Origin of the sequence: Mucilaginibacter yixingensis (assembly GCF_041080815.1) — a bacterium.
Classification (GTDB): domain Bacteria; phylum Bacteroidota; class Bacteroidia; order Sphingobacteriales; family Sphingobacteriaceae; genus Mucilaginibacter; species Mucilaginibacter yixingensis.
Genome location: NZ_CP160205.1, coordinates 2,539,356 through 2,565,430 on the forward strand (window position 1 = coordinate 2,539,356; position 26,075 = coordinate 2,565,430).

25 protein-coding genes are annotated in these 26,075 nt (G+C 44.4%); 6 read left to right on the plus strand and 19 right to left on the minus strand.

Annotation, left to right across the window (positions count from 1 at the left end):
* Positions 1-34: 34 nt before the first annotated feature.
* The 3 genes from guaB to ABZR88_RS10340 form a co-directional block, all read right to left on the minus strand.
* Positions 35-1,507 (minus strand): IMP dehydrogenase, encoded by a 1,473-nt coding sequence (gene guaB / locus ABZR88_RS10330; protein ID WP_107828898.1) that lies wholly within the window; start codon positions 1,505-1,507, stop codon positions 35-37.
* A gap of 220 nt (positions 1,508-1,727) precedes the next feature.
* A complete protein-coding gene (locus tag ABZR88_RS10335) occupies positions 1,728-3,005 on the minus strand; it encodes a pitrilysin family protein (protein WP_107828899.1) in 1,278 nt (425 codons plus the stop codon).
* A 69-nt stretch (positions 3,006-3,074) separates the two neighbouring features.
* Positions 3,075-4,355, minus strand: coding sequence for a pitrilysin family protein (locus ABZR88_RS10340; protein WP_107828900.1), 1,281 nt, complete (start codon positions 4,353-4,355; stop codon positions 3,075-3,077).
* Between the two features lie 165 nt (positions 4,356-4,520).
* Between ABZR88_RS10340 and ABZR88_RS10345 the strand changes: the two genes are divergently transcribed.
* Positions 4,521-5,075, plus strand: coding sequence for a hypothetical protein (locus tag ABZR88_RS10345; RefSeq protein WP_146166545.1), 555 nt, complete (start codon positions 4,521-4,523; stop codon positions 5,073-5,075).
* A gap of 98 nt (positions 5,076-5,173) precedes the next feature.
* Here ABZR88_RS10345 and ABZR88_RS10350 read toward each other — a convergent pair whose 3' ends face one another.
* Positions 5,174-5,518 carry a phosphoribosylpyrophosphate synthetase gene (locus tag ABZR88_RS10350; protein ID WP_107828902.1) on the minus strand — a complete coding sequence of 115 codons (345 nt, stop codon included), beginning with the start codon at positions 5,516-5,518 and terminating at the stop codon, positions 5,174-5,176.
* Positions 5,519-5,655: 137 nt separating this feature from the next.
* On the opposite strand from ABZR88_RS10350, the gene ABZR88_RS10355 reads away from it, so the two are divergent.
* Together ABZR88_RS10355 and ABZR88_RS10360 are read left to right on the plus strand one after the other, a co-directional pair.
* A complete protein-coding gene (locus ABZR88_RS10355; protein WP_107828903.1) occupies positions 5,656-6,186 on the plus strand; it encodes an NADPH-dependent FMN reductase in 531 nt (176 codons plus the stop codon).
* Positions 6,179-6,397 (plus strand): VF530 family DNA-binding protein, encoded by a 219-nt coding sequence (locus ABZR88_RS10360; protein ID WP_107828904.1) that lies wholly within the window; start codon positions 6,179-6,181, stop codon positions 6,395-6,397. Before ABZR88_RS10355 ends, ABZR88_RS10360 begins: the two co-directional genes overlap by 8 nt.
* A gap of 1 nt (position 6,398) precedes the next feature.
* On the opposite strand, the gene ABZR88_RS10365 is transcribed toward ABZR88_RS10360, so the two are convergent.
* Positions 6,399-7,085, minus strand: coding sequence for a hypothetical protein (locus tag ABZR88_RS10365; protein ID WP_107828905.1), 687 nt, complete (start codon positions 7,083-7,085; stop codon positions 6,399-6,401).
* 83 nt (positions 7,086-7,168) lie between these two features.
* Positions 7,169-7,894, minus strand: coding sequence for a hypothetical protein (locus tag ABZR88_RS10370; RefSeq protein WP_107828906.1), 726 nt, complete (start codon positions 7,892-7,894; stop codon positions 7,169-7,171).
* Positions 7,895-8,129: 235 nt separating this feature from the next.
* Between ABZR88_RS10370 and htpG the strand changes: the two genes are divergently transcribed.
* Both htpG and ABZR88_RS10380 read left to right on the plus strand, forming a co-directional pair.
* On the plus strand, positions 8,130-10,013 hold the full coding sequence (gene htpG, locus ABZR88_RS10375) for a molecular chaperone HtpG (protein ID WP_107829010.1): 1,884 nt from the start codon (positions 8,130-8,132) through the stop codon (positions 10,011-10,013).
* Between the two features lie 198 nt (positions 10,014-10,211).
* Entirely contained in the window at positions 10,212-10,718 is a 507-nt protein-coding gene (locus tag ABZR88_RS10380) for a DUF4251 domain-containing protein (RefSeq protein ID WP_146166546.1), read from the plus strand.
* 161 nt (positions 10,719-10,879) lie between these two features.
* Here the strand turns inward: ABZR88_RS10380 and ABZR88_RS10385 are convergent, their stop codons facing one another.
* From ABZR88_RS10385 to ABZR88_RS10420, 8 genes are all read right to left on the minus strand, one after another.
* Positions 10,880-11,500 (minus strand): ATP-binding cassette domain-containing protein, encoded by a 621-nt coding sequence (locus tag ABZR88_RS10385; protein WP_107828908.1) that lies wholly within the window; start codon positions 11,498-11,500, stop codon positions 10,880-10,882.
* Complete coding sequence (gene modB, locus ABZR88_RS10390) at positions 11,497-12,168, minus strand: molybdate ABC transporter permease subunit (protein ID WP_107828909.1); 672 nt, start codon at positions 12,166-12,168, stop codon at positions 11,497-11,499. Before modB ends, ABZR88_RS10385 begins: the two co-directional genes overlap by 4 nt.
* 275 nt (positions 12,169-12,443) lie before the next feature.
* The gene (modA, locus tag ABZR88_RS10395; protein ID WP_107828911.1) at positions 12,444-13,208 is read right to left on the minus strand and encodes a molybdate ABC transporter substrate-binding protein; all 765 of its coding nucleotides are present in this window, start codon (positions 13,206-13,208) and stop codon (positions 12,444-12,446) included.
* Between the two features lie 167 nt (positions 13,209-13,375).
* Positions 13,376-14,809: a Glu/Leu/Phe/Val dehydrogenase gene (locus tag ABZR88_RS10400; RefSeq protein ID WP_107828912.1), complete on the minus strand. Its 1,434-nt coding sequence runs from the start codon at positions 14,807-14,809 to the stop codon at positions 13,376-13,378.
* A gap of 149 nt (positions 14,810-14,958) precedes the next feature.
* Positions 14,959-15,168, minus strand: a complete 210-nt coding sequence (locus ABZR88_RS10405; protein WP_107828913.1) for a CcmD family protein — start codon at positions 15,166-15,168, stop codon at positions 14,959-14,961.
* Positions 15,169-15,831 carry a cytochrome c biogenesis protein gene (locus tag ABZR88_RS10410; RefSeq protein WP_107829011.1) on the minus strand — a complete coding sequence of 221 codons (663 nt, stop codon included), beginning with the start codon at positions 15,829-15,831 and terminating at the stop codon, positions 15,169-15,171.
* Positions 15,832-15,922: 91 nt separating this feature from the next.
* On the minus strand, positions 15,923-17,146 hold the full coding sequence (locus ABZR88_RS10415; RefSeq protein ID WP_107828914.1) for a carboxypeptidase-like regulatory domain-containing protein: 1,224 nt from the start codon (positions 17,144-17,146) through the stop codon (positions 15,923-15,925).
* Positions 17,147-17,179: 33 nt separating this feature from the next.
* On the minus strand, positions 17,180-17,863 hold the full coding sequence (locus tag ABZR88_RS10420; RefSeq protein ID WP_107828915.1) for a heme exporter protein CcmB: 684 nt from the start codon (positions 17,861-17,863) through the stop codon (positions 17,180-17,182).
* Positions 17,864-17,962: 99 nt separating this feature from the next.
* Here ABZR88_RS10420 and ABZR88_RS10425 point away from each other — a divergent pair, with 99 nt between their 5' ends.
* On the plus strand, positions 17,963-18,445 hold the full coding sequence (locus ABZR88_RS10425; RefSeq protein WP_107828916.1) for a methylated-DNA--[protein]-cysteine S-methyltransferase: 483 nt from the start codon (positions 17,963-17,965) through the stop codon (positions 18,443-18,445).
* 75 nt (positions 18,446-18,520) lie between these two features.
* Here ABZR88_RS10425 and ABZR88_RS10430 read toward each other — a convergent pair whose 3' ends face one another.
* The 5 genes from ABZR88_RS10430 to ABZR88_RS10450 form a co-directional block, all read right to left on the minus strand.
* Entirely contained in the window at positions 18,521-20,464 is a 1,944-nt protein-coding gene (locus tag ABZR88_RS10430) for a response regulator (protein WP_107828917.1), read from the minus strand.
* A 28-nt stretch (positions 20,465-20,492) separates the two neighbouring features.
* On the minus strand, positions 20,493-21,080 hold the full coding sequence (locus tag ABZR88_RS10435) for a chemotaxis protein CheB (protein ID WP_170113615.1): 588 nt from the start codon (positions 21,078-21,080) through the stop codon (positions 20,493-20,495).
* On the minus strand, positions 21,070-21,906 hold the full coding sequence (locus tag ABZR88_RS10440; RefSeq protein WP_107828919.1) for a protein-glutamate O-methyltransferase CheR: 837 nt from the start codon (positions 21,904-21,906) through the stop codon (positions 21,070-21,072). Before ABZR88_RS10440 ends, ABZR88_RS10435 begins: the two co-directional genes overlap by 11 nt.
* Position 21,907: 1 nt before the next feature.
* Entirely contained in the window at positions 21,908-25,354 is a 3,447-nt protein-coding gene (locus ABZR88_RS10445) for a response regulator (RefSeq protein ID WP_107828920.1), read from the minus strand.
* Positions 25,355-25,449: 95 nt separating this feature from the next.
* Positions 25,450-25,869, minus strand: a complete 420-nt coding sequence (locus tag ABZR88_RS10450) for a hypothetical protein (RefSeq protein WP_107828921.1) — start codon at positions 25,867-25,869, stop codon at positions 25,450-25,452.
* Positions 25,870-26,075: the final 206 nt, after the last annotated feature.

Below are 26,075 nucleotides of genomic sequence, written 5' to 3' on the forward strand. Positions count from 1 at the left end.
ATCACTGACTAACCGATCACTGATCACTCCGCAATTAGCGGGTATAGTTCGGTGCTTCTTTAGTGATGGTAATATCGTGCGGGTGGCTCTCGCGGATACCGGCAGCGGTGATGCGTACAAATTGCGCCTGCTGCAGGGTTTCAACATCCTTAGCACCACAATAACCCATACTGGCGCGCAAACCGCCTACGTACTGGTACATTACCTCGGCCAGGGTGCCTTTGTATGGTACACGGCCTACAATGCCTTCTGGAACCAGTTTTTTGATATCGTCCTCTACGTCCTGGAAGTAACGGTCTTTTGAACCTTGTTCCATTGCTTCGATTGAACCCATACCGCGGTATGATTTAAAGCGACGGCCTTCGTAAATAATAGTTTCGCCTGGTGACTCTTCTACACCGGCAAATAACGAGCCTGCCATAATGGTGCTGGCACCTGCCGCAATGGCTTTAGCAATATCGCCAGTGTGTTTAATACCACCATCGGCAATAACCGGGATGCCTGATCCACGCAGGGCCTTAGCACACTCATAAACGGCGTATAACTGAGGCACCCCCACACCGGCAATGATACGTGTGGTACAAATAGAGCCTGGACCGATACCTACTTTAACCGCATCAGCACCTGCTTGTGCCAGGGCACGGGCAGCATCGCCAGTGGCAATGTTACCTGCAATAACCTGCAGATCTGGGTAAGCTGCTTTAACGGCTTTCAGCATGTTGATTACGCCTTTTGAGTGACCGTGAGCGGTATCAATAGCAATAACGTCTACGCCGGCTTTTACCAGTGCATCTACCCTATCCATTGTATCTGGTGTAACACCAACTGCGGCACCCACACGCAAACGACCATGCTCGTCTTTGCAGGCTATCGGGTAGTTTTTTACTTTCTGTATATCGCGGTAGGTAATCAGGCCTTTCAGTTTGCCGTCATTATCTACTACCGGAAGTTTCTCAATTTTGTGGCTTTGCAAAATGTCCTGTGCTGCTGCCAGGGTTGTACCAACAGGAGCGGTAATCAGGTTATTTTTGGTCATCACCTCACTTACCGGTTTATTCATTTCCTTTTGGAAACGCATATCGCGGTTGGTGATGATACCTTTCAGCAGGCCGTTATCATCCACTACCGGGATGCCGCCAATACTGTTTTCTTTCATGATGCGCAGTGCATCCGCAACCAATGAGCTTTCATGTAGGGTAACCGGGTCCTGGATCATGCCGCTCTCGGAGCGTTTTACCTTACGTACTTCCTCAGCCTGGGCCTTGATAGACATATTTTTGTGCAACATACCCAAACCGCCCACCTGTGCAATGGCAATAGCCAGGCGAGATTCGGTTACGGTATCCATCGCAGCAGCGATGATAGGCACGTTGATCTTGATCTTTTTGGTCAGAAACGACTGGGTATTAACCTCTCGGGGTAACACTTCAGAGTAGGCCGGTACGAGCAATACGTCGTCATACGTTAAACCTTCGGCTATAAATTTTGAGGAATCTGGTGCGTGCATGGCAAATAATTTGTGAGTTATTATTTGCCGGGCAAAGGTAATGGAATATTTCGGATTTGAGAAGTTTGATTTAGAAATAGTGTTTTATTGACGAAATTTTGATGATTTGGGTTTTTGGGATTTCGGATGTTCAATTTCGGATTTACTATATCTTGAGGCACTGAAACAGATTCAGCCGGCAACTAAGATCCGAAATTGAACACCCGAAATCCGAAATCTCTTAATACTTTCCTACAATCACTTTATACAGGTTATCCCAGTCCCAGTACTTGTTGGCCAGTTCCATTAACTGCTGGCTGTCTATATTTTTTACGGCTTCGGTATAACGATCATAATAATCCAAACCAAGGCCTGAAAAATAAACGTTTTTAAACTTATCGGCATGCGATAAAACATTCTCTAAGCTACCCAATAACGAGCCCAGCATGTAGTTGCGCACTAATGACAATTCACCGTCTGGTACCAGTTCTGTTTTCAGCAGATTTACCTCTTTTTCAATTTCGGCAATGGCATTACGACAAACATCGGCGCCTACCTCTGTGGCAATAAACCAGGCGCCAGTATGTTTAAGTGATGACATGCCCGAACCAATGCCGTAAGTATAACCTTTATCCTCACGAATGTTGGCCATCAATCTCGAGCCGAAATAGCCGCCCAACACCGTGTTCAATACCGACATTTTGGGAAAATCAGGATGCGTGCGGCTAATGGTAGGCTGACCAATACGAATGGCCGACTGCAAAGCGTCCGGACGTTCGATGAAATAAAACTTCTCTGCTGATGCTTGCAGTGCCGGTTGCGAAATATCTGTAATAGCGCCACTACCCTGCCAGCTATCGCCGAAGGCTTCGGTAATCAGATTTAATGCGTCATCATCTACCTTGCCGGCAACCACCAGGGTGCAATTTTGAGATTGATAAACATCCTTAAAGTGAACCAGCAGGTCATCTCGCTTAATTTTATCGTAATCAGTTAGTTCTGATGCAAAACCATAAGCAGTACTTCCATACAAAGCCCGGTTAAACTGGCGGCGGGCCAGCACATCATTCTTCTGTAAACCTACCTGCAGTTTTTGCTTTTGCGTTATCCTGAAAGTATCTACCTCTTTCTCGGGAACCATCGATCCCTTTAAAATATCGCTGATAACGGGCAACAATTTGGCCAGGTGTTTATTGAGCGTATACAGCGTTACCGTGCTGTGGTCATACCCATACTCTACCTGGATAAATGCGCCGTAAAAGTCTATCTCGTCGGCAATCTGTGCGGCGGTGCGGGTGGCCGTACCCTCGGTAAGCATGGTGTTCGTTGCCATGTTCAGCAACGGATTCTCTGCATCAAAACGCTTGTTGGCAAATATCCACTCCAGGCGCAATAATTCCTGATCACCTGAATTGAAATAGAAAAACTCGCAGCCGTTGGCTAGTTTTATATGTTCCGGCTTTATCAGGCTGATGTGCTCAACCGTTTTAAAGTCGGGTGCTATGGTTCTGTCTAACATGGTATTTTTTTGTCCGGAAGTCCACAAGGCGGAAAGTCCGGAAGATTTTTAAACTTGAATCTTCAGTTGCTATAATTCTACTTCCAGACTTTCCGTCTTACCGACTTCCGGACTACGCTCTGCCAAATAAACTAAGGTTGATGAATTTTCTTTTCTGAACAGGTTATTGGCCTGAGTTTTCACCTCATCAGATGTCACCTTCAGGTATTGGTCGGTCTCCTTGTTTAGCAGATCGGCATCGCCCAACAACTCAAAATAAGCCAGATTCATGGCTTTATCCAGCAAAGCCATCTCGCTGAAAATCATGGTCGATTCTGTTTTGTTCTTCACCTTGGCCAGTTCATTATCAGGCACACCGGCTTCTTTCAGTTTATTCAACTCTTGCCAGATGGCGCTTTCGGCCTGCTCAATGGTCACCCCTTCCAGCGGCTTGCCTTCTACTACAAACATGGCCTTATCCATGCTGCCGGTAGTGTAAGCGCTGATGTCGCTAAACAGTTGCTGCTCCTTAATCAGATTACGATAAAGTCTTGATGATTGCCCGCGACCTAAAATATCAGACAGCAGATCCGTAGTATGATAAGTGTCAGCCAGGCGTTCATCAGCCTGAAAAGCAATATAAAGCGAGTTTAATGGTACTTTACCACTTACCGTTTCGCGGCGCTCGTCGGTCTGCGCGGGCTCCAGCGGCAGGTTGCGGTGATATTTCTCGCCGGTAGGTATCGGGCCAAACCATTTCTCGGTCAGTTGCTTAACATCTTCGGTCTTCACGTTGCCACCAACTACCATTATGGCGTTTTGAGGATTGTAATGTTTTTTGAAGAAGGCTTTTACGGCATCAATCTGCGCATCGGCTATGTGCTCCAGTTTCTCGCCAATGGTGGCCCAACGGTATGGGTGTTGCTTATAAACCAGCGGACGCAATTTTAACCACACATCGCCATAAGGCTGGTTGAGGTAGCGTTGTTTAAACTCCTCCATCACCACGTTACGCTGCACTTCCAGGCTTTTCTCACTAAAGGCAAGGCTCAGCATGCGGTCGCTCTCCAGCCAAAACGCTGTTTCCAGGTTTTCGGCAGGCAGCGCAATGTAGTAATTGGTGATATCGTTGCTGGTAAAGGCATTATTCTCGCCCCCTACGCGTTGTAGCGGTTCATCATAAGTTGGGATGTTGACAGAGCCGCCAAACATCAGATGCTCAAACAAATGTGCAAAGCCCGTTTGGGATGGATCTTCATCGCGCGCGCCAACATCATATAAAATATTGAGTACGGCCATGGGGGTGGTAGCATCTTCATGCACAATAACACGCAGCCCGTTGGCCAGGGTAAATCGGTTAAATCTAACCATAAGTATCTGTTAAAAAATGGTGAACAAATGTATAGTAATTGAAATGAAAGCCGCAAGCTAATTGCAAAAAGCTTACGCTAGCATTAAAATGCTAACTTTAATGCATTGAAACTTTTAACCATTGCATTGCGTATAACCTAAGCTACTAGTACCTACAACATTATCATGTACCCCGATCTAATTAAACAACTTTCGGCAACGATGGGCAAAAAGAAAGTAGACAAGCTGGGGTTACTGCTTGCCGAAAAAGACTTTGCGCTTAATGACCTGATTGATTTAACCTTCCATGCCGATAAGGGCATTGCCTTTCGTGCCGCCTGGCTGTTGGAAAACATGTTCTTAAGATATCCTGAAATTATCCTGCCAAATATTTCCTATATCGTTAGCAGAATACAAGAGGTACAAAACCCAAGTTGCAAGCGCCACTATGCCAAGATTATGATGCACCTGACCTCGCCACGCGCACCGCTGGCTATCCGTCAGGCTATTAATGACATTGATCTGGAACCTGCTATTGAGCAATGTTTTGATTGGTTGATTGACCCACACGTGCTGGTGGCCGTAAAATCATTTGCCAGCGAGGCCTTGTTTAATATGCGTGTACGTTATCCATGGATTGTGGAAGAACTCCCCGAACAACTTGAGTACCTGATGCGCGATGGCACTGCAGCCATACAATCAAAAGGCCGGAGGTTGCTGAGTTATTTTGAGCCGCATTAAGCACCCCTCCCCAACCCTCCCCTTCGGGGAGAACTTTAATTTAGAATATTTTCAAAGTCCCTCTCCTTTAGAGAGGGATTTAAGGTGAGGTTTAGTGCTTACGCCGTAGGCCTGTCTTCCCTATGCAAATTTCTGCTTACCATATAATGGTGCAATTTGGCATGTATAGCAGATGTACTGTCGTCCGCATAGGCGCCGTAAGCGTTAATCAGCGCGCCTTTCAGGTTATATTTTGATGATGTGATGGCGTATAAAATGGAGGTATCCGAAGGATTGCTTGCACCCTCGAAACGGTAAAATTCGTCTATCTCGAAATCCTCAGCCGCCATCTGTATACCGGCCGATTTATCGTCGATGGTTTCGCCATCTAAACTCAGGTTGGCGGTATAACCTCTTTTATTCAGGTCGTTCAACGCGTCGACCAGGGTTTCGTAGTTTTTCATGGTTTTAGTTTTTAAGTGATATTGGTTTTTGCCTGATTATCTATTTCAATAACTATCTATACCAGCCAAATGTTTTACTTTTTGATGAACGGGATGATCAATAGGTGCTATTTTTGTCATCAGCAGTAACCACGCCCATGAAAAACATTCTGGCCATTTCTGGCAGTCTTCGCTCTGATTCATCCAATACCCGCATCCTGAAATTATTGGGCACATGGATGCCTGCGGACGTCAACTATTTGATCTATGACGGTATGGGGGTACTCCCGCATTTTATACCATTTGCCGAAGGCGAACCACTGCCACCGCAAGTAAGCGTACTCCACCAACAACTCAATGAAGCTGATGCCCTAATTATCTGCACGCCTGAGTATGCTTTTGGCGTCCCTGGCTCGCTAAAGAACTTACTAGATTGGACGGTTGGCACCGGCAACCTGGTAGATAAACCTGTCGCTTTAATCACCGCGTCCTCCAAGGGTGATGACGCTCATGCAGCTTTGCTGAAAATACTAAGCGCATTATCGGCACAAGTAACTGACGCATTGCTCATTCCGTTTATTCGCTCACGCTTTAATGCTGAGGGGAATATAACAGATGCCAGTACTGAGGCTGAATTACGCCGCGTTTTTGATAACTTGCTCAACGCAATAAATCAAATTAATGAGTAATCCGCAACCCAATAATCCGCTACATGGCAAAACACTTGAGGCTATTTTAACAGAATTAGTTGCGCACTATGGCTGGCCCGAATTAGGCTATCGCATCCGGATTAATTGTTTTTTACAGGATCCAAGCATTAAATCGAGCCTCAAATTTTTACGCAAAACAGATTGGGCACGTAAGAAGGTGGAAGATCTATATTTGGAGATGATTGGGTAGATCATAACGTGTATTGTTTTGAACTGATCTGTTTTTTTGTAAAATGACCGTTGGCAGCTATTTCAACTTGATAGACAGCGGAATCGATCAGTGCCCGCTTATTGTGATCTTTGTAAGTGGTTTTAATTAAACGATAACATTTTATAGTTGCCCCCAGATCGGCATAAGCCTTCCAAACAGAAACCAGATCCGCTTCAGGATCGCCATCGTTCACATTTGGCCCTTCGGCTAATGCTGTACCATCTACATAACCATTGTTTGCATTTAATAACACCATGGCATCAAACCAGTAGTCATGCTCGCACTCCGCATGTATAACGACCGGGGTAAACGCACCGATCTTGTTTTGTTTAGCAACATACCATGCCGTGATCAGCTTAACCGCATAAGACGGCGGCTCTTTAAACATTGGCCCCATCATCGGGCCCAACAATTTTAGCCTTTCACTGTCGGTCAGTAATACCAAGGCCTTCGTTTTTGTTGGATCAGCAAACAACTCATCTTGTTTTTCATCATAAACAAAATGCTCAACGAACTTTGTACTCGAAATATTCTTAAAGGCGAACTTAGCATCTGAAACATCTATAGAACTTTCCCTCTTCTGTGAATTTCTCACATGACAGGATGAACAGCCGGTGCCGGCCACTACGACCACAATAAGTAACCGCGATAAGTTCTTAAGTTTCATGGCCCTATTTATTGATCAATAAAATTATTGTTTTAAACTCGATGTTTGATCCTGCCAGGAGATGTTATCGTGAATTATCCTCCCTATTTAATATCATTTACAGTGTATTTCTTCGAGCTAAGCTTGCTTTTATTGAACCGTCCTTTATTATCTATTTCGATTTTGTAAACAACCGAATCTATCAGCGAAACATGTTTTAGCGTATCGGTATAGTCTGTTTTTTCAAGTTGATAATTGGTTATAATATTTTTGTTTATCACCGCATAATTCTTCCACTGATAAACTTCCAGCGAATCGCCAACCTCAGTTGGACCAGGTTGTTCGCCTCCACTAATATTATATCCACTAACGTATTTATTATTACTATCCAATAAGACCATGACCACGGCACCATAATCATCCCCTTCCAGATCTATTATAATAGGTTGTAAGTCTCCTATTTTGTCTTGTTTTGCAACAAACCACGCATTCATCTCATCGCGTACATATGCAGGATCAAGTTTAAGTTCTTGTTTTATAAACGGGCCCAACAACGCAAACTTCTCTGCCTTGGTTAATGGTGTTAGTTGATGCCTTTTTGAATGGTCTGTAAACGCACGCGAATGATCCTGATCATCCATGAACAGATCAAAAGCTTTTGTTGATGTAAGATCTTTAAAGGCAAATTTATTATCGGCAATATCGATCGCGGCATTTAAAACTCGGACAGCAGTGTCTTTCTTAATTTTAGTTTGAGGTCTTGGATCACTCGAACATCCGACAATAATTATTAGACAGAGAAGTAAAAAGGTGGCAGTGACTAATTTCATAAATGTGTAAAGGCTGAACTAATATAAAAAGAAACACCAGCATTACTTCTTCTTTTTAAGACATAACCGCTGAAATAGCAGATACTGCGCTTTTATATTCTCTCTTCCGGACTTTCGGTCTTTCGGACTAATTCCCCTCTGCCAATTTGACAACCTCTACCCTTTTGGAACGGGCATTGATGAACATTATCTGTTAATTCAAACACGATAAGACAAATCTATTTATAACACTATGATGCAAGAAAAAGGAACAATCTCCATCCACACCGAGAACATCTTCCCTATCATCAAAAAATTCCTTTACTCTGATAATGAGATCTTTCTGCGCGAGTTGGTATCAAACGCTGTTGATGCCACCCAAAAGATTAAACGCCTGGCCTCATTAGGTCAATTTGGCGGTGAAGTGGGCCAGCCGCAGGTAGAAGTGTCATTTGATAAAGATGCCAAAACCATCACCATTTCTGATAACGGTATTGGTATGACGGCTGATGAGATCAAAAAATACATCAACCAGATCGCCTTCTCTGGCGCAACCGAGTTCATGGAGAAATTTAAAGAGGCTAATGATGCTAACGAGATCATCGGTCGCTTTGGTTTAGGTTTCTACTCGGCCTTTATGGTGGCAGATCAGGTTGAAATTCAAACACTGAGCTACCAGGATGGCGCCGAGCCTGCCCGCTGGATTTGCGATGGCAGCACCGAGTTTGAGATTACCGAAGGCACACGCGCTGCCCGCGGTACCGACGTGATCCTGCATGTTAATGCGGAGTCTGAAGAGTTTTTGGATAAATTCAAGCTGCAAGGCATTCTTGATAAATACGCTAAATTCCTGCCGGTACCAATCAAATTCGGTACTAAAACCGAGTATGAGGCTGATGGCGAGGACGCTGATGGCAAAGAAAAAACCAAAGAAGTTGAGGTTGATAATATTATCAATGACACCAACCCTATCTGGACCAAAGCGCCTTCTGAACTGAAGGACGAGGATTACCTGAACTTCTACAAAGAGCTATATCCTTTCAGCGAAGACCCACTGTTCTGGATCCACCTGAATGTTGACTATCCGTTCAACCTGACAGGTGTATTGTACTTCCCGAAATTGAAAAACGATTTCGAGTTCCAGAAAAACAAGATCAAACTGTTCTCTCGCCAGGTATTTATTACCGATGAGGTGAAAGACATCGTACCAGAATTCCTGATGCTGCTGCACGGTGTGATTGACTCACCAGATATCCCGCTGAACGTATCGCGCAGCTTCCTCCAGGCTGATAGCAACGTCAAAAAGATCAACACTTATATCACTAAAAAAGTAGCTGATAAACTGGGCGAACTATTTAAAAACGACCGTGCCGGCTACGAAGAGAAGTGGGGCGATATTGGCATGTTTGTAAAGTACGGCATCATCAGCGAAGAAAAGTTCTACGACAAAGCCAAAGACTTTGTGTTGCTGACCAATGCCGACAAGAAAAACTTTACACTGAACGAGTATAAAGACCAGGTGGCAGCTACACAAACCGATAAAGACGGTCAGCAAGTTTGGTTGTATACCAACAATCGCGATAAGCAGGATGCCTACATCCAGTCGGCCAACCGTAAAGCTTATGATGTACTGGTAATGGATTCGCCGATTGATAATCACTTTATCAGTCACCTGGAGCAGAAACTGGAAAAAACATCGTTAAAACGTGTTGATGCTGATGTAATTGACAAGCTGATTAAGAAAGACGACGCCCCAGCTCACATACTGACCGAAGAGCAAGGCGGACAGGTAAAAATCATCTTTGATAGCGCCATTAACAAACCAGCGTTCAAAGTAGAACTGGAAAGCCTGAGCCCTGACGAGCTGCCGGTAACCGTAACTATGGATGAGTGGATGCGCCGTATGAAAGACATGGCTGCCATGGGTGGCGGTATGGGCTTTTACGGCAGCATGCCTGACAACTACAAAGTAGTGGTAAACGGCAATCACAAGCTGATTAGCCGCATATTGCAAACTGAAGACGAAGGCGAAAAATCTCGCCTGGCTAAACAGGCGTTCGACCTGGCCTTACTGTCACAAGGCTTGCTTACCGGCTCTGAGTTAACAGAGTTTGTAAACCGCAGCGTTGAAATGATTTAAGTGTGCATTAAGCCTTCTGCAAAGGAGGCGATATATAAAAAGCCATCCCGCAAGGATGGCTTTTTGTTTTAAACTATTCGCCGTAAATTTAATCTAAACAGCACACGTAACCGTCACAGCAACATATTGTTAAATTTTGTGTTCTCTGTTTATGGAAACCTGAGCGTTGTTGCATCATTTAATAAAAACACAATCGTCATGAAAATATTAAAAGCATTATTTGTAGTTCTGGCAATAACTGCCGGGATGAATGTTGCTCACGCACAAAACAAGAAGAAAGCCTATAGCGAACAAGAAAACATTATAATGCGAGCGCTGGACATGAAGAACTATACGTTCAATGCGCAATCGGCTAACCCCATGCGTGGCACAACCATCAACCTTACCGGCATTAATGATCTGCGGATTAAGAAAGATAGCATTATTGCGTATCTTCCTTACTATGGCCGCGCTTATATGGGCGTTGCCTATAACCCAACGGAAAGCCCGCTACAGTTTACCTCAACCAAGTTTACCTACAGCAGCGTAACCAAAAAGAATGATAACCGGGAAATCACTATTAAATTGCAGGACAGCAAAGAGATTCGTCAGATCATCATCAGTACATCGCTTAACGGCTATGCCACAGTAACCGTGACCAGCAATAACCGTGATCCCATTACTTTCTACGGCACGCTGGAAGAAACTAAGGCTGACAAGAAATAGAAGAAAAATTTAATGCAGTCGCTCGGCTCTAGCCGAGTGACGACTATCTCACGGCCTCTGGCCGCCGTAAATTGATCAGATCTCATTTGTTTGCTAACGGCGGCCAGGGGCCGCAGGACAGTCGTCACTCGAGAAGACGCAAGCTACTACCAGGGTGAAGTTCACGCGCCAATCCACAACTCATTAGAAGCTAAATCTTTTAACTCCTCTTTATAATGAGTTACTATAAAGACAGTGGAACCCTGCCGTTTCCACAATTGCTTTAATGCAGTAATCACTTCTTGCTTCATCTTTGCGTCCAGCGCCGAGAAAGGCTCATCCATGAGCAACAGTTTCGGCTTGATAGAGATGGCGCGCAAAATGGCCAGTCGCTGTTGTTGCCCGCCGGATAGGTATTCGGGCTTGGAGTTTTGCAGATGCAAAAGACCGCCAATTTGCAGTAATTCGTCAATCCAGGCTATATCGTTACAAGCATAACTAAGATGCTGTCTAACCGTCATGTTCGGGAACAGTGCATAGTTCTGAAACACAAAACCTGCGCGCCTTTGCTGTGGTGTAAGGTTAATACCTATCGAAGCATCAAACCACACTTCTTGATTGATTTTGATATGACCAGATGCCGGTGCGACCAACCCGGCAACCATTTTCAAAAACGTGGTTTTACCTGCGCCTGACGGTCCGTGAATGGCAGTTACACTGCCGACCTCAGCCTGAAGCTTTACATCAAGCGGCAATTGATGATGGCCGGCTTTCAAGGTTTTATTTATGCTGATATCTATCATTCCAGCGGGCTTTTGGCATTGCGCCGGTTAATGATAAACATGGTGGCCACCATTATAAAGGTGATACCGAACAGCAGCAATGAATAATGATTAGCTGTGCGATAATCCATCCCCTCAACCGAGTCATAAACTGCGATAGACGCCACCTTGGTAACGCCTGGGATATTACCGCCAATCATCAGCACCACGCCAAACTCGCCCAGGGTATGGGCAAAGGTCATAATCATGGCGGTAAAAACCGATGCTCTGATATTGGGTAGTAATACGTGTATAAATGTTTGACGCTCGGTTTTACCTAAAGTGTAAGAAGCCTGCGCCAGCGATGAAGGCAATTGTTGTAGGGCTGATTTGATGGGCCCAATCATAAACGGCAAACTATAAATGATAGACGCCAGCACCAATCCCTGAAAAGAAAATACAAAACTAAGATGAAATACCCGCTGCAACCATCCCCCCAAACCATGCTGCGGACTAAACGCCAGCAGTAAGTAAAACCCCAGCACTGATGGCGGCAACACCAGCGGCACCGTAATCAGCGCCTCAAGAATCACTTTAAAAATGCCGCCTCCCTTACTTAGCCAATAAGCCAGTGGCAAGCCAATGACCAGCAGCAACGCTGTTGTTACAGCAGCTAGTTTTAGGGATAGGAGAATTGGTAGCCAGTCCAAAGTGATGTTATGTTATAATTTATGTCATGCTGAGGAACGAAGCATCTCTGCGGACAGTCAAACAGGATATGCATCAGAGATGCTTCATTCCTACCCATGACAAGTTAAAAAAGGATGTCATACTGAGCTCCGTCGAAGCATGGTGGGTGGGCCTCTCCGCGCGAGTCTTCGACAAGCTCAGACTGACAGCGCTCGTTTGTTATTTCACTTTCATAGTCCCACCGCCGGTATTCTATTACTCAGCATGACATTGTTTTTATCTTTACTTGTAAATATTACGGTACAATATACCCGTATTTCTTTAAAATTGATTTAGCCGCACCGCTTAACATGTATTGATAAAAGCGGTTAGCTGCGGCAACGTTACCAGCATCAGTGGCGTGTTTCAAAACTACCATCCCTTGCTCTATCGGTGCGTAGGTTTTAGGGCTGATGGCTTGCCAATAAAGCTTAGTTGCATTAGCCGGATCTTTCACCAGCGATTGTGTGGTGAAACCAACGGTTACCACGCCCGTAGTGATATAAGTATTTACCTGCGATATGCTCTCTCCGTAAACCGCTTTAGCACGCACCTGCTCTAATAATCCGGCCTTTTGCAGGCTTTCTTCTGCTGCCCTGCCGTACGGCGCAATTTTGGGGTTAGCGATAGCGATTTTCCCTACAGCGTCAGTTACTATTAGTTTTTGCCAATTTTTCAGGTTGATGTTTTCTTTACTACAGATCACCAGGCTGCCCATGGCATATACGACCGGGTCTTTGACGCTTTGCCCGCTTTGTTTTAGTTTCTGCGGAAACTCCATATCGGCCGAAAGAAAAACATCATAAGGTGCCCCATTATTGATCTGCGCTACCAGGTTACCAGACGATCCGGTCACCGCATCAACGCTGATACCGGTACGCTTTTTAAAATCGGCTTGTAAAACTTTAATAACCGCCTGCAGATTGGCCGCCGCCGCAACACGGATGGTTTGTGCCTGTACCACCAGATTGGCTGCGCTTAAAACGATGGTAATTATTAATGCTTTGATAAATAATTTCATGTGTGGATGTATACGCCGAAGTTAAGCATGTGCCCGCAGAGATTTACGAAGTTTTTAAAACTTCGTAAATCTAACATCGCCTCAGAAACAGGAAACAAAAAATGCCGCCAAGGAAAATCCAAAGCGGCATTTGCTTTATGCTTTAACCTCCCGGCTTTTAACTTCAATTATGGCCATACGCCTAAATTCTGATACGAGACTGCAATCTTATTAATTGCTCCCACAAACGCGGCGGTTCTCAGGGTATCAATTTCGCCGGAGTTTTTGAAGGTATTCCGAATTTCGTGGTAAGAGCGGATCATGGTATCTTCTAAACCTGAATTTACAAGTTCCAGTTCAGACGCGCCTTTGATGATGCTGGCACGTTGGTCTGGCGACAGGCTTATACCAGTAATGCTCTCTACCGTATTTACCAGGTTAAGGTTTGAGTTTTCCTCAAAACGACGGCTCATACGACCGAACGCTACGTGCGACAGGTTTTTCAGCCACTCAAAATAAGATACGGTTACACCGCCGGCATTACAATACATATCTGGGATGATAATACCGCCACCTTGCGAAAATATGGCCTCGGCCTCAGGCGTAGTCGGGCCATTGGCACCTTCGGCAATAATTTTTGCTTTGATGTTGCGGATGTTGTGGATAGTCAGCTGGTTCTCTAAGGCCGCCGGTACCAGGATATCGCACTCCTGCTCCAAACCTTCGCCAGAGTGAGCGAATGATTTTGCGCCCGGGAAATTTAAGATTGATCCGGTGGCTTTGCGGTGCTGAAAAACGGCATCTACATCCAGGCCATTATCGTTATAAATAGCGCCTTCAAACTCGCACAGGCCAACAACGGTAGCACCAAACTCTGTTAAGAATTTGGCCGAGTGGTAGCCTACATTACCCAACCCCTGCACAATTACGCGTTTGCCAGACAGACCAGGTTTTAAGCCCAGCTTCTGCATGTCTTCTGCCACGCTTACACACTCGCGTATAGCAATAGCCACACCACGACCAGTAGCCTCTTTACGACCATGAATGCCATGCAGCGCTAACGGCTTACCGGTAACAGCGCCCATGGCATCAAGCTGACCGGGATTCATAGCTGCATAGGTATCGGCAATCCAGCTCATCTCGCGTTCGCCTGAACCATAGTCTGGCGCAGGTACGTCAACACTTGGGCCTATAAAGTTTTTCTTGATCAGTTCTACCGTGTAGCGGCGGGTAATATTTTCCAGCTCCAGGGTAGTATAATTTTTAGGATTGATTTTGATACCGCCTTTGGCACCGCCGAAAGGTACATTCACAATAGCGCACTTGTAGGTCATCAGTGCGGCAAGGGCCATTACCTCGTCCTCATTCACCATTTCGCTGTAGCGAATACCGCCCTTGGTTGGGCTCTGGTGCTGCGAGTGTTCGACACGCCAGGCGTCAATCACCTCAAAGCCGTCGCCCTTGCGCATTGGGAAACGAAAACGATAAACACTGTTACATGATTTGATTTGATCAAGCAGGCCGGCATCGTGGTGCGTAAAGCGCGCTGCATGGTCAAAAAATTTACAAACATCAGCAAAGAAATGCGAGTCCTGATTGGCCGCAATGTTATTATTAGCCATAATAGATATAATTGGTTTGTTTAAGTGGTGAGCAAATGTGCAGTTATTTTATCCATATCTGCAAATTGATTTTAGTTTAGTTTGAAACTACACCAAATTAACAACAAATTATAATCTATGTTTAAACATCATAGCGCTATTTTTTGCTGCTAATTGTCGTTCTCAATTTTTCTCAGCCTTCTGTCAATCATTACCAGGTAAATGGCGAGGCCAACAAATATGATAGCAATGGTGGCTATTACCACATAGATTTTTCCCTGACTACGAAAAGCATCGGCCATTTCTGTAGGCTGCGCATTTTGTGCAAACAGCAGGCTGGTCACGAATAATAACAGAAGGGTAATAAAGTATCTTTTCATTTAAAGAGTGTTCTTTTTGTATTCCTGCAAGGCCATGCGATAACGCAGACTGGCAATCCAAACCGATAATAAGCTCCAGCCCAAAAATGCAGGATAAAGTACCACGCGCATGTGGCTATCCAGATCATACCGGCCAAAAGCGGGATTGCCACCATTGCCCGGATGCAATGAATCTGTTAATCGCGGCAGCACAAATATCAGCACCAGCATTACCGGGAAGGCAAAAACATTATAAATGGCAGAGATTTTGGCACGCTTTTGCTCTTCATCAACCGAATTACGCAACACCAGGTAAGCGCAGTATAATAAAAATGCGATGGCCGCACTATTCTGCTTCGGGTCATTACTCCAATAGGCCCCCCAGGTATATTTGGCCCACATCATACCGGTAATCAGTCCCAGCACAAAGAACATTATGCCGGTCTTCACACTCTCTACCGAGGCGAGATCATATTCTGGTTTACCTGTTGTGAGGTACATTAAACTAAATACCACCGATATGACCAGCGAGGTTAGCATAGCCATCCACATAGGTACGTGGAAATAAAGGTTACGTATAGTTTCGTGCAGTATGGGCAGCGCCGGTACGCGGAATAACATCCCGGCAAATAGGGTATAAAATATCAGTACCAACGTGAGTACCTTCCACCACCATTGATAGATTATCTTCATGTTAATTTAGCGTGACAAAGGTATAACAAATTACAAAGTTTAGACATCACCAAACAAAGATTGCGCAAAGATGATTAAGTGCTTAATGTGCGCCCGGCGGCAAATAATCAACTGGCAGCAATTCAGCCACTTTATCCTTTGACCAGGTACCTTCAAACAGCGGACTAGGACTTGATATAACAGAACCATTCATATCAAACAAAGCATATTTACCATTTAAAGTTACCACGCTGGTTTCATAATTAGGCAGATCCAGCGGACGGTAAACATCTTTAAAATCTACATCTTCCCTCTTCTTGGTGTACATCACATACAAACATTCAGGAAACTCCAAGCCATAAATACCGGGTTGCGATGTATCCGTCATAATTTGAGTCTCTTTTACAGGAGTTCTGATCAGCTGATTGATGTACTTAGTGCGATTATACATACGTGCCCAATAGTTAATAGAGTCCTTCAGAAAACTGTTTTTGAAATGCTCATATTCTCTCACAATCACATCCTGCGGCGGACGCTCAGGATCAGGCCTGCGCACCAGAATCATCACTTGAAAGCCTTGATCGGTTAAGTTACCCAACCGTAACGAACGGAAGAAATGCATCGGTGAGCCGTAATAAATCTCCTGTCTGCGCTTATCCCACACAGCTTGTTGCGATGCCGAGCCTTTCAATTCCTCAAACAATAACTTGCCTTGCCATGATATTACATTGTTCACCTCGTCGTACTTAAAATCTTTGAGCAGCATTTTCACATTATAGCCCAAGGCTTTGTTCTGAATCACAATAAACTCTGAAGAGAATGCCTGCAAGGTCCTTTTTGATTTTTTATAGACCAGGCTGATATCATGCGGATTAAGAATGGTACACTTTTTTGCATTATCAGACGTGCCCAAAAACTCCGGTTTAAACATGGCGTAGTTTGCCTTCCAGTTGGCATTATCGGTAACCACCACCTCGTGCAGCTCGGTAATTTTGGGGAACATTTCAATATTCAGCTTTACGGGATCTTTGCTTACCAGTACGGTCTGGATGTTATCTTCAAAGCCCACCATTGTAGCAATCAACTCATATTGCCCTGGCTTTACATTGTTGAGCGTAAAAGTACCATCGTCATTAGTAATAGTGCCGTACGATGAATTGCCCAGAAAAATGCTCACTTTACTCAAGGGGCCTTTGCTGTCAATCCGCACCACTTTACCGCTGATGGAGTTCTGCGCAAAAAGCAATGAAGGGAAAAATAAAAGAAATAAAAGGCATTTAACCCATTGAAGGGATGGCCAGTTCGGGGTATTTTTATTGGTCATCATTCTATAAATTCCCTTTTTACGGGGTTAGGGGGCTTAATCTCTCCATAGATACGGAAACAGCAACAGTGATGTGGCAACAACAATTACATTGATGCCGCACAACATCGTAATATGCCCGTAACTGAAACTATGGTCTATGCCGTCCATGGCGTTTTTACTGAGTTTGATAAGGATAATAATCAGCGGAATAATTACCGGAAAACTAAGCACGGCCATCAAGCCGCTGTTATTGCCGGCCTTTGAGGCAATGGCCGATATCATGGTAAATACTGTTGAAAAGCTGATGCTACCCAGCAACACGGCAATGAAATAATAAACTACATCGCCAATGGTATTGTTAAAAAAGATGAGATAAACCACCATAGTCAGCAGCGTAAGCAACAACATCAGCAAACTGTTATAAATGGTTTTAGAGAGGATAACTGCGCGCGCACTGGTGATGGTATAGTAATACAACATCCGCCCCCGGTTTTCTATCAAGAAACTTTTGGCAATGGCGTTAACCGCAGCAAACAACATAATGATCCAGAACAATACGTTCCACACAATGGTATAACCCTGGCTCTGCTCAAAACCCTGACTCAGGCTGAAAGCAATGTAGCACACAAACACGGTAGACACCACATACAGCAACACGCCGTTAAAAGCATATTTGGCACGGTACTCTATCAGGATCTCTTTTTTTAGCAGTTGCAGCGTTTGGTGGTACAGACTCATTGCCAACAAATATAATTAGTTTTTACGGCTGATTATTATTTAAAACAGACACTACGCCAACGGAATTTTTCTAAATTTACCAAATAAATTAGCAAGCGTATGCCGGTAGTATACTATAAAAATCCGTTAGGCTTTGCCCGTATTGAGGCCGAGGGCGATCTGGTGATCTCTGTTTTAATTTATGACGAACCTAAAGACGATGCTACCGAAAGCTGCCCAGCTATTGATGCGGCCATCGCCCAACTGGATGAATATTTTGCGGGCCAGCGCTTAAACTTCGATTTTCCCTTTAGACAAAAAGGTACTGATTTTCAGCAAGAAGTATGGCAGGAGTTAGAAAGGATTGACTACGGCAAAACCATTACCTATGCGCAACAAGCTAACCGGATGAATAACCCGCTGGGCATCCGCGCCATTGCATCGGCCAACGGGCGCAACCACATGTGGGTGGTGGTGCCCTGTCACCGTGTGGTAGGCTCAGATGGCAGCTTAACCGGCTATGCCGGTGGCCTGTGGCGCAAACAATGGCTTTTGCAGCATGAAGCTAAAGTGCTGGGTGTTGGTCAAACCAGCTTGTTTTAAGTTATAAAAGTTCACGATGCCCTCTTGCCATTTCGAGACCAAAGGGAGAAATGTTACTTATAAATCGCGTGCGATTTAACTCAACACACCTTTATGCTTTAGTTGCTGTTCAATCTTGTCATGCAGTTCATGCGGTAAGAATGGCTTGGCCAACACATCATTCATACCAGCGGCTATGGCCTGCTGCTGCTCATGATCAAATGATGCCGCAGATAACGATATGATTGGGATACTGCGTGCCGGTTCTTCCAGATCAAGCCTGATGGTTTTGGCGGTTTCATAACCGTTCATCTCTGGCATGTGCGTATCCATCAGCACAATATCAAAAGGCTTGGTTTTTAGTTTTTCGAGGGCTTTGCGGCCATTGTCAACCATCTCAACCTGGACTTGCCAATCCTTCAGCATTTTAGAGAGCATAAATTGGTTAACCAGGTTATCTTCTGCTACCAATACACGTAAATCTTTAAAAGGCGGCAGTTCTTTAGTATTACGACGTTGCTCAACCTCTGGTTTTGGAGCTTGTGCCAATGTGTACCAGTTAGCAAAGTTAAAGGTACTCCCCTTACCTGATATGCTGCTTACAGTGAGTTTGCCACCTTTAAGCTCTATTAGTTTCTTGACGATGGTCAGTCCTAATCCCGTACCGCCATATTTTACCGAAGTATCATCCTCGGCCTGCTCAAACGAATCGAATATTTTAGATAATCTATCAGCCGGGATACCAATACCGGTATCCTCTACCGTAAACTGTATTTTTGATTTATCACCGTGGCGCTGCTGTTCTGTCAATCTCAGTTTTACGTAGCCGCGCTCGGTAAATTTGATAGCGTTGCTGAGCAGGTTCATCAAGATCTGGTTGATGCGCAATGAATCTACCATCACATAATCTGGCACGTTATCATCAATCTCCAGCAATAGCTCGATGTTCTTTTCATCAGCCTTGTACTTCAATAGATCATGAACCGCTTTACATAGCGTACGCAAACTATTTGGCGATCGCACAATACTGAATTTACCGGCCTCTATCTTAGAGATATCCAGTACATCATTAATCACTCCCAATAAAGATTGAGATGAAGTTTCCAGCAGATCCAGCATCCCGGTTTGCTGCTCGTCAACCTGTGTTTTACGCAGCAGATTGGTTAAGCCAATAATGCCATTTACCGGTGTACGCAACTCGTGGCTCATGTTAGCCAGGAAGGTTTCTTTTACCTTCCGTGAGTATTCTGCGGCTTCTTTTGATTTAACCAGTTGTTCCTGGTAACTCTTCTGCGGCGAAATATCGCTGATGTTCATAAAGATCATCTTGTTGCGATACGAGATGCGGCACTCGGCCCAGATCAAACGTTTATCGAATGTTTCAAATCTAAACTCAAAAACGGCGAAGCTTAGATTATCTTTAATTACTTCCCCCAGCTTTTTGCGGAAAGCTGTGCGTTCATTTTCGGCCGCCAGATCAATAATGCTTTTGCCAATTACCTCGGCCGGCTTGTAGCCCATTATTTTTTCAATGGCCGGGTTAATGGTTTCAATACGCATGGTCAGCGTATCTATGGTACAAATAATATCGGCAGAGTTGCGCACCACCAGCGCGTAGTTCTGTAGTTCATTGTTCTTCTCCCGTACCTCTGCCTGGGTGCGTGCCAGTTGAATAAAAGAATCTACCTTGGCTGCAGTAACGTAAGGATCAAGCGGTTTGTACAGGTAATCTACGGCACCTGTGCCCAAACCTTTTACAATATATTTGGCCTCTTTAGATATAGCGGTAACAAATATGATGAGGATATCGCGTGTTTTGGCATTGCTTTTCAGCATCTCCACCAGTTCAAAGCCATCCATTTCGGGCATTTGCACGTCTACCAGGGCAATAGAGATAGGGTTTTCCCAGGCTATTTTAAGGGCATCGTTTGGTGAGGTGGTAGAAAAAATGCGGATGTCGTTGCGGTTCAACAGCGCTTCCAGCGCCATAATGTTTTCTTCGCGATCGTCAACTATCAGGATATTAACTGGAGGGGCCATTCAATTAAGGTGATGTTGTAAGCTTGTTTTATATAGATAACAATTCAAAAATCTCATTATTGTGCAGTACGTAATTCCCTGCATCTAAATTAATAGCGGCCTGGGGCATCTCCAGCATCTCGGCATCATCAGGATGTTGTACAATTGTAAGTGAACCTGCCTGCTTTAATTTAAGTAGCCCAGCCGCTCCATCCTGATTAGCGCCAGAGAACAATACCGCGGTACAACGATTACCGTATACCTCGGCAGCGCTTTCAAAAGTAACATCAATAGATGGTTTGGAATACCACACCGCCTCTGATACATCAAGGCCAAAAGTTCCATCCTTTTCTATCAGCGCATGATAGTTGGCCGGAACAATATAAACGGTGTTATCAGCAATCTTGTCTTTGTCAGTTATTTCCCGCGTATACATACGCGTATTTTCCGCAAAAAGTTTCTCTATTTCGCTGAAAAAATTTTTTTTACGATGGATAACCACAATTACCGTCTTATCCAAATTGGGCGGCATACTTTTTACCACCCTGAAAATAAGTTTAAAAGACCCCGCAGAGCCGCCAAGCAGCAGCAATTTAGAGCTGCGCCATCGCTGAATAATATGTTGGTCAAGCGCCAATTTTCTGGTAGATATTTTCCTTACTGTTGATCACTTTAAAACGCTTGCGGAAAAAATCAGACCGGATGGTTTCTTTATTCCCAAGACATAAAAAGCCTAGCGGACAAAGACTACGGTAAAACAGATCCAGCACTTTTTCCTGCAGCTCTGATTCAAAATAAATAAATACATTTCGGCAACTGATCATCTGAAACTCGTTGAAAATAGTGTCAGAGATCAGGTTATGTACAGAGAACAGCGTGTTTTGCTTCAACTCGCTGTGTATCGTCGCCGCATCATACATCATGGTAAAATGGTCGGTTATAGAACCGGGCAAGCCTGCAAAGTGATAGTTCTCGGCATAGCTTTTTATTTTCCGCAGGCTGTAGATGCCCATACGGGCTTCTTTCAGTACCTCGGTATTTATATCTGTACCATAGATGAATGATTTATGGTGTAAACCGGCCTCATGCAATAGTATAGCTAACGAATACACTTCCTCACCAGACGAACAACCCGCACTCCAGATCTTGATGTGCTGGTATGACGACAGATATGGTAGTACCTGGGCATTGAGCGCCCGGTAAAAAGCCGGGTCGCGAAACATCTCGGTTACGTTCACCGTAATCTCTTCCAGAAACTCCTGGAAAAACTGCGGATCATTGACCAGTTTGTGTTTCAGATCATAAAAATGCAGTTTTTTAAACTGCATGATCCGTACTAAACGGCGTCTTAACGATGCCTTGCTATATTCAGAAAAATCAAACCCGTGAACTCTCTTTACCAGGTCTACCAGTTCGTTCAGTTCTGTTTCTGTTAAAGTTGCCGCTGTCCAAACATTATCCATATCAGGCTCCTAACCATAACTGCATTAACGAGATCAGTCTGTCTATATCAACCGGTTTGGTAATATAATCATTGGCACCGGCAGCTATACATTTCTCCCGGTCGTCTTTCATCGCTTTAGCAGTTAAAGCTATTACAGGCAGCTTGGCCCATTTGTTTTGCTTGCGTATATGCCGCGTGGCCTCGTAACCATCCATCTTAGGCATCATAATATCCATCAGCACAATATCAATATCGGTTATATCTTCCAGCTTTTTAATCGCCTCTTCGCCGTCGTTGGCAATCTCTACCTGCAAGTCGTATGACTGTAGCGCACTGGTCAGCGCAAAGATGTTACGCATATCATCATCAACCACTAACACCTTCTTGCCCTTCAGGTTATCTTTACCCTTGGTAATGCTTTTGGCTTTGGCCGATGTTACGTTATTATTGCTTGCCTGCCCCGTTACCGAGCTTATTTTATGCAAAAACAGGTTCACCTCGTCAATCAGCCGGTCTGATGATTTGCTGGTTTTTACCACCATGGCATTAGCATATTGCATCAGGCGATTTACTGATGATTTATCCAGCTCCATAGCCGTGTTTACAATCACCGGCAGGCTTTCAAAACGCTCCAGACCTTTAATTTTATCTAACAGATCGAGACCAGAGATATCAGGCAGGTTAAGATCCAGAATTACGCACTGATACTCATTATCATGCAGCATCCGGAAAGCTGATTCGCCATCAAAGGCCTGATCAACCGTTATACCTTGCTTCTCCATCATCTCTTTCAACGCTTCGCTCTGTGCTTTGTGGTCTTCTACCAGCAAGATCTGCTTAAAGGCCACACCACTTTGTTTCACCATTTCAGAGAATAGCTTGTCAAGCGATGCCGTATCTATAGGCTTCTTCATAAAGCTAATAGCTCCCTCCTTGCGCACACGGTGAGCAGCAGCTTCGCCGGCCGACATGAGGTGTACCGGGATATTTACGGTTTCTTCGGCGTTTTTCAACTCTTTCAAAATCTGCCAGCCATCTTTACCCGGCAACATGATATCCAAAATTACCGCGTCAGGTTGATTTTCGCGGATGGTATCAAAGGCGTGTGTGCCCTCATGCACCACTACAGCCTTGTAACCATGATCGCGGGCGTAGTCTTTCAGAATCTCAGCAAAATTCTTGTCGTCCTCTACAATCACCACCAACGGCTCTCGGTCCGGATCTTTACGAACCAGGCTTTCTACCGGTTTCAGCATGCTTTGCTGCGGCTGGAAGCTTTCTACCGTAGGCAATTCTTCCACTACGTGTGGTTCGGCATCTACAGCCGCAAGTGGTATAATCAACGAGAACTCGCTGCCTACATTTTGCTCGCTCTGTACGGTAATATGGCCGCCCAGCAACGCCGCCAGTTCTCGACTGATAGACAGGCCCAAACCGGTGCCTCCGTACTTGCGACTGGTAGAACCGTCTGCCTGTTGGAAGGCTTCAAAAATAAGTTTCTGTTTTTCGGGAGGAATACCAATACCAGAATCTTTAATGGTAAACCTAACGGTATCACCCTCGTCCGGACGAACGATGATATTGATACTACCATTCTCTGGAGTAAACTTAAACGCGTTTGATAATAGGTTTTTAATCACCTGCTCCACCCGTACCTTATCGGTGTAAATGGTACCCGGTACATTTTCAATGCTGTGGGTATAATTGATCTTTTTGTTTTGCGCAACCTCGGCAAACAACATCTCCATATCGCCTACAATCTCGCTGATGGCGATGTGCTCGTTCATCATATCCAGCTTGCCAGATTCAATCTTAGACAAGTCGAGGATATCGTTAATCAGCGTTAGCAAATCATTACCGGCGTTAAATATTACGCTGGCATATTTGATCTGATCTTCAGACAGGTTAGCACCTTTATTATCTTTCAGGATACGCGCCAGCACCAGGATACTATTCAGCGGGGTACGCAACTCGTGACTCATGTTGGCCAAAAACTCCGATTTGTATTTACCGGTAGTTTCCAGTTCCTCCACTTTTACGTTGATAGCGGCGCGGGCCTCTTCAATAGCCTGATTTTTTTCTTCTAACAGGCTGGCTTTCTCTTCCAGTTCGGCGTTAATGGTACGCAGTTCTTCTTGTTGCACGCGTAGCTCTTCCTCGCTGGCTTGCAGCATCTCGGTTTTGTTGAGCAGTTCCTCGTTGGTAACACGCATTTCTTCTTGCTGCGCTTCCAGTTCTTCGGCCTGTTGCTGAGTTTCCTCATACAAGTCATGCATAATGGTGCGCGCCTGTGCCGTGTTAATGGCTATACCAATATCTTTGGCAATAACATTAATATAATCGCGTACGTTATTGGTAATCTCGTTTTGGAAAGCAACCTCTAATACGCCTTTCAGCTTTTTATCAAAGAAGAACGGAACGATCATAATCTCGGCCAATTCCTGACTAATGATCGATGTTTCCAGCTCCAGCTTATCATTAAGCGTACCGCGGATAATGGCTGCTTTGCCATCTTTAGCTACCTGGCCCAGCCATCCTTCAGAAAGCTTGATCTTATGCTTAATGGCATTCAGATCATGGAAGGCGTAGTAGGCATACAAATCAAGCGTTTCCTGCTGTTCATCAAACAGGTAAACCGTGCCGGTAATGGCTTTTGAATACTGACAAACCTCGGTTAGCAGGCTGTTGCTCAGCTCTCGTTCGCTTTGCTGGCCCTGCATTCTCTCGTTTAGTAAGCCAGTACCTGTAAGCAGCCAGTTTTTGGCTTCGTTCTCATCTAGCACTTTTTCCAGTGCAATGTTGGTATCCTTTATCTTCTCTTCGGCTAACTTCTGCGCATTGAAGGTTTTTTGGATGTAGTTGAACAGTACTACGATGATGATGAAAAAGATTACCGAACCTGCAATAATAATTTTGATAGCGCTTTTTGCAGAACCTGCCGTGCCCGATTTTCTTTCCTGCAGCAACCTGTCTTCTTCAGCTTTAAGGTTAGTTAACAGAAAACGGATAGTATCCATGCTATGCTTACCTTTTAAGAACATCTGGTTTTGCACCATATATTCCAAACCTTTTTCATCGCGGGTATCAATGTTTTCTTTCAGGATAGCCAACTCTGCACTAACAGATTTTGAGAGCGAATCAAGACGACGCACCTGCAGTGGGTTATCAGCGGTTAATGTACGCAGTTTGCTTACGTCGTCATTAATCTCAGGGAGCGCGGCATTGTAAGGATCAAGAAAGATCTGTCTGTCTGTAGCGCAAAAGCCACGCATACCTGTTTCGGCATCAATTAATTTCTGTAAAAGGTCATCTGAAGTATTGATCACTTGTTGGGTATGATCAACCATCTGGGTATCATCTTCTAATTGATTGATGCTGTTGTAAGACAACGTACCAACCACTATTACCAGTAAAAGAGAAACAGCAAAGCCCAAAAGAACCTGCTGCCTAAAAGCTAATTTAAACATTTATATAGCTCGTTTTTGTTTATAGTTTGATGTAAGTGAGATATCAATACGCAAAATACAAAATAATGTTTCAGGCCAATGGCTTTTGCCGTGCATTATTTCTCTTTCGGTATTACAATACTACTCTTGGTTGTAACCACTCCAATAACAGCTATAATTGGACCAGCAAACAGCAAATACCAGCCCCATTTATATTTAATTTTTGAGGTTAAATAACCAGCGATACCCTTAAACGGAATAAAAGTAAAAGTATGATGGATCTTAAAATAAGCGGCTGCAAAAAGCAATACTACCAATACCAGACTAATCCATGCACTTACTTTGGCTACTGATAACTGACGCAGCACTACTCCTATTATACCAACAATGCCAATAAGCAAAATAACAATGCCGTAAGGCTTGTTCATATCATAAACATCAAAACTGGCTATCCCAAATGCGCGCAACAGCGGACAATAGGTAGCAGCAATAAGCATTACAAAACCGATAAAAGCTAAAAAAGATTTAATGGGCATAGGGGTAATTTTTTTACGGTAAAGATAGTTGAAAAGCAGAAAGCTAAAAGCAGAAAGGAAAACCTAAAGCATTTTTCTGATTAGTGTCTGAGGAAAAGCTTTAGTAACGTATCCCTGTTGTTCCTAAGGCCCTCTCCTCTGGAGAGAGTTGGGTGAGGTAACCAAAAAAGGGCCTCGCCGCCAGGCGAGGCCCTGATGATGAGTTC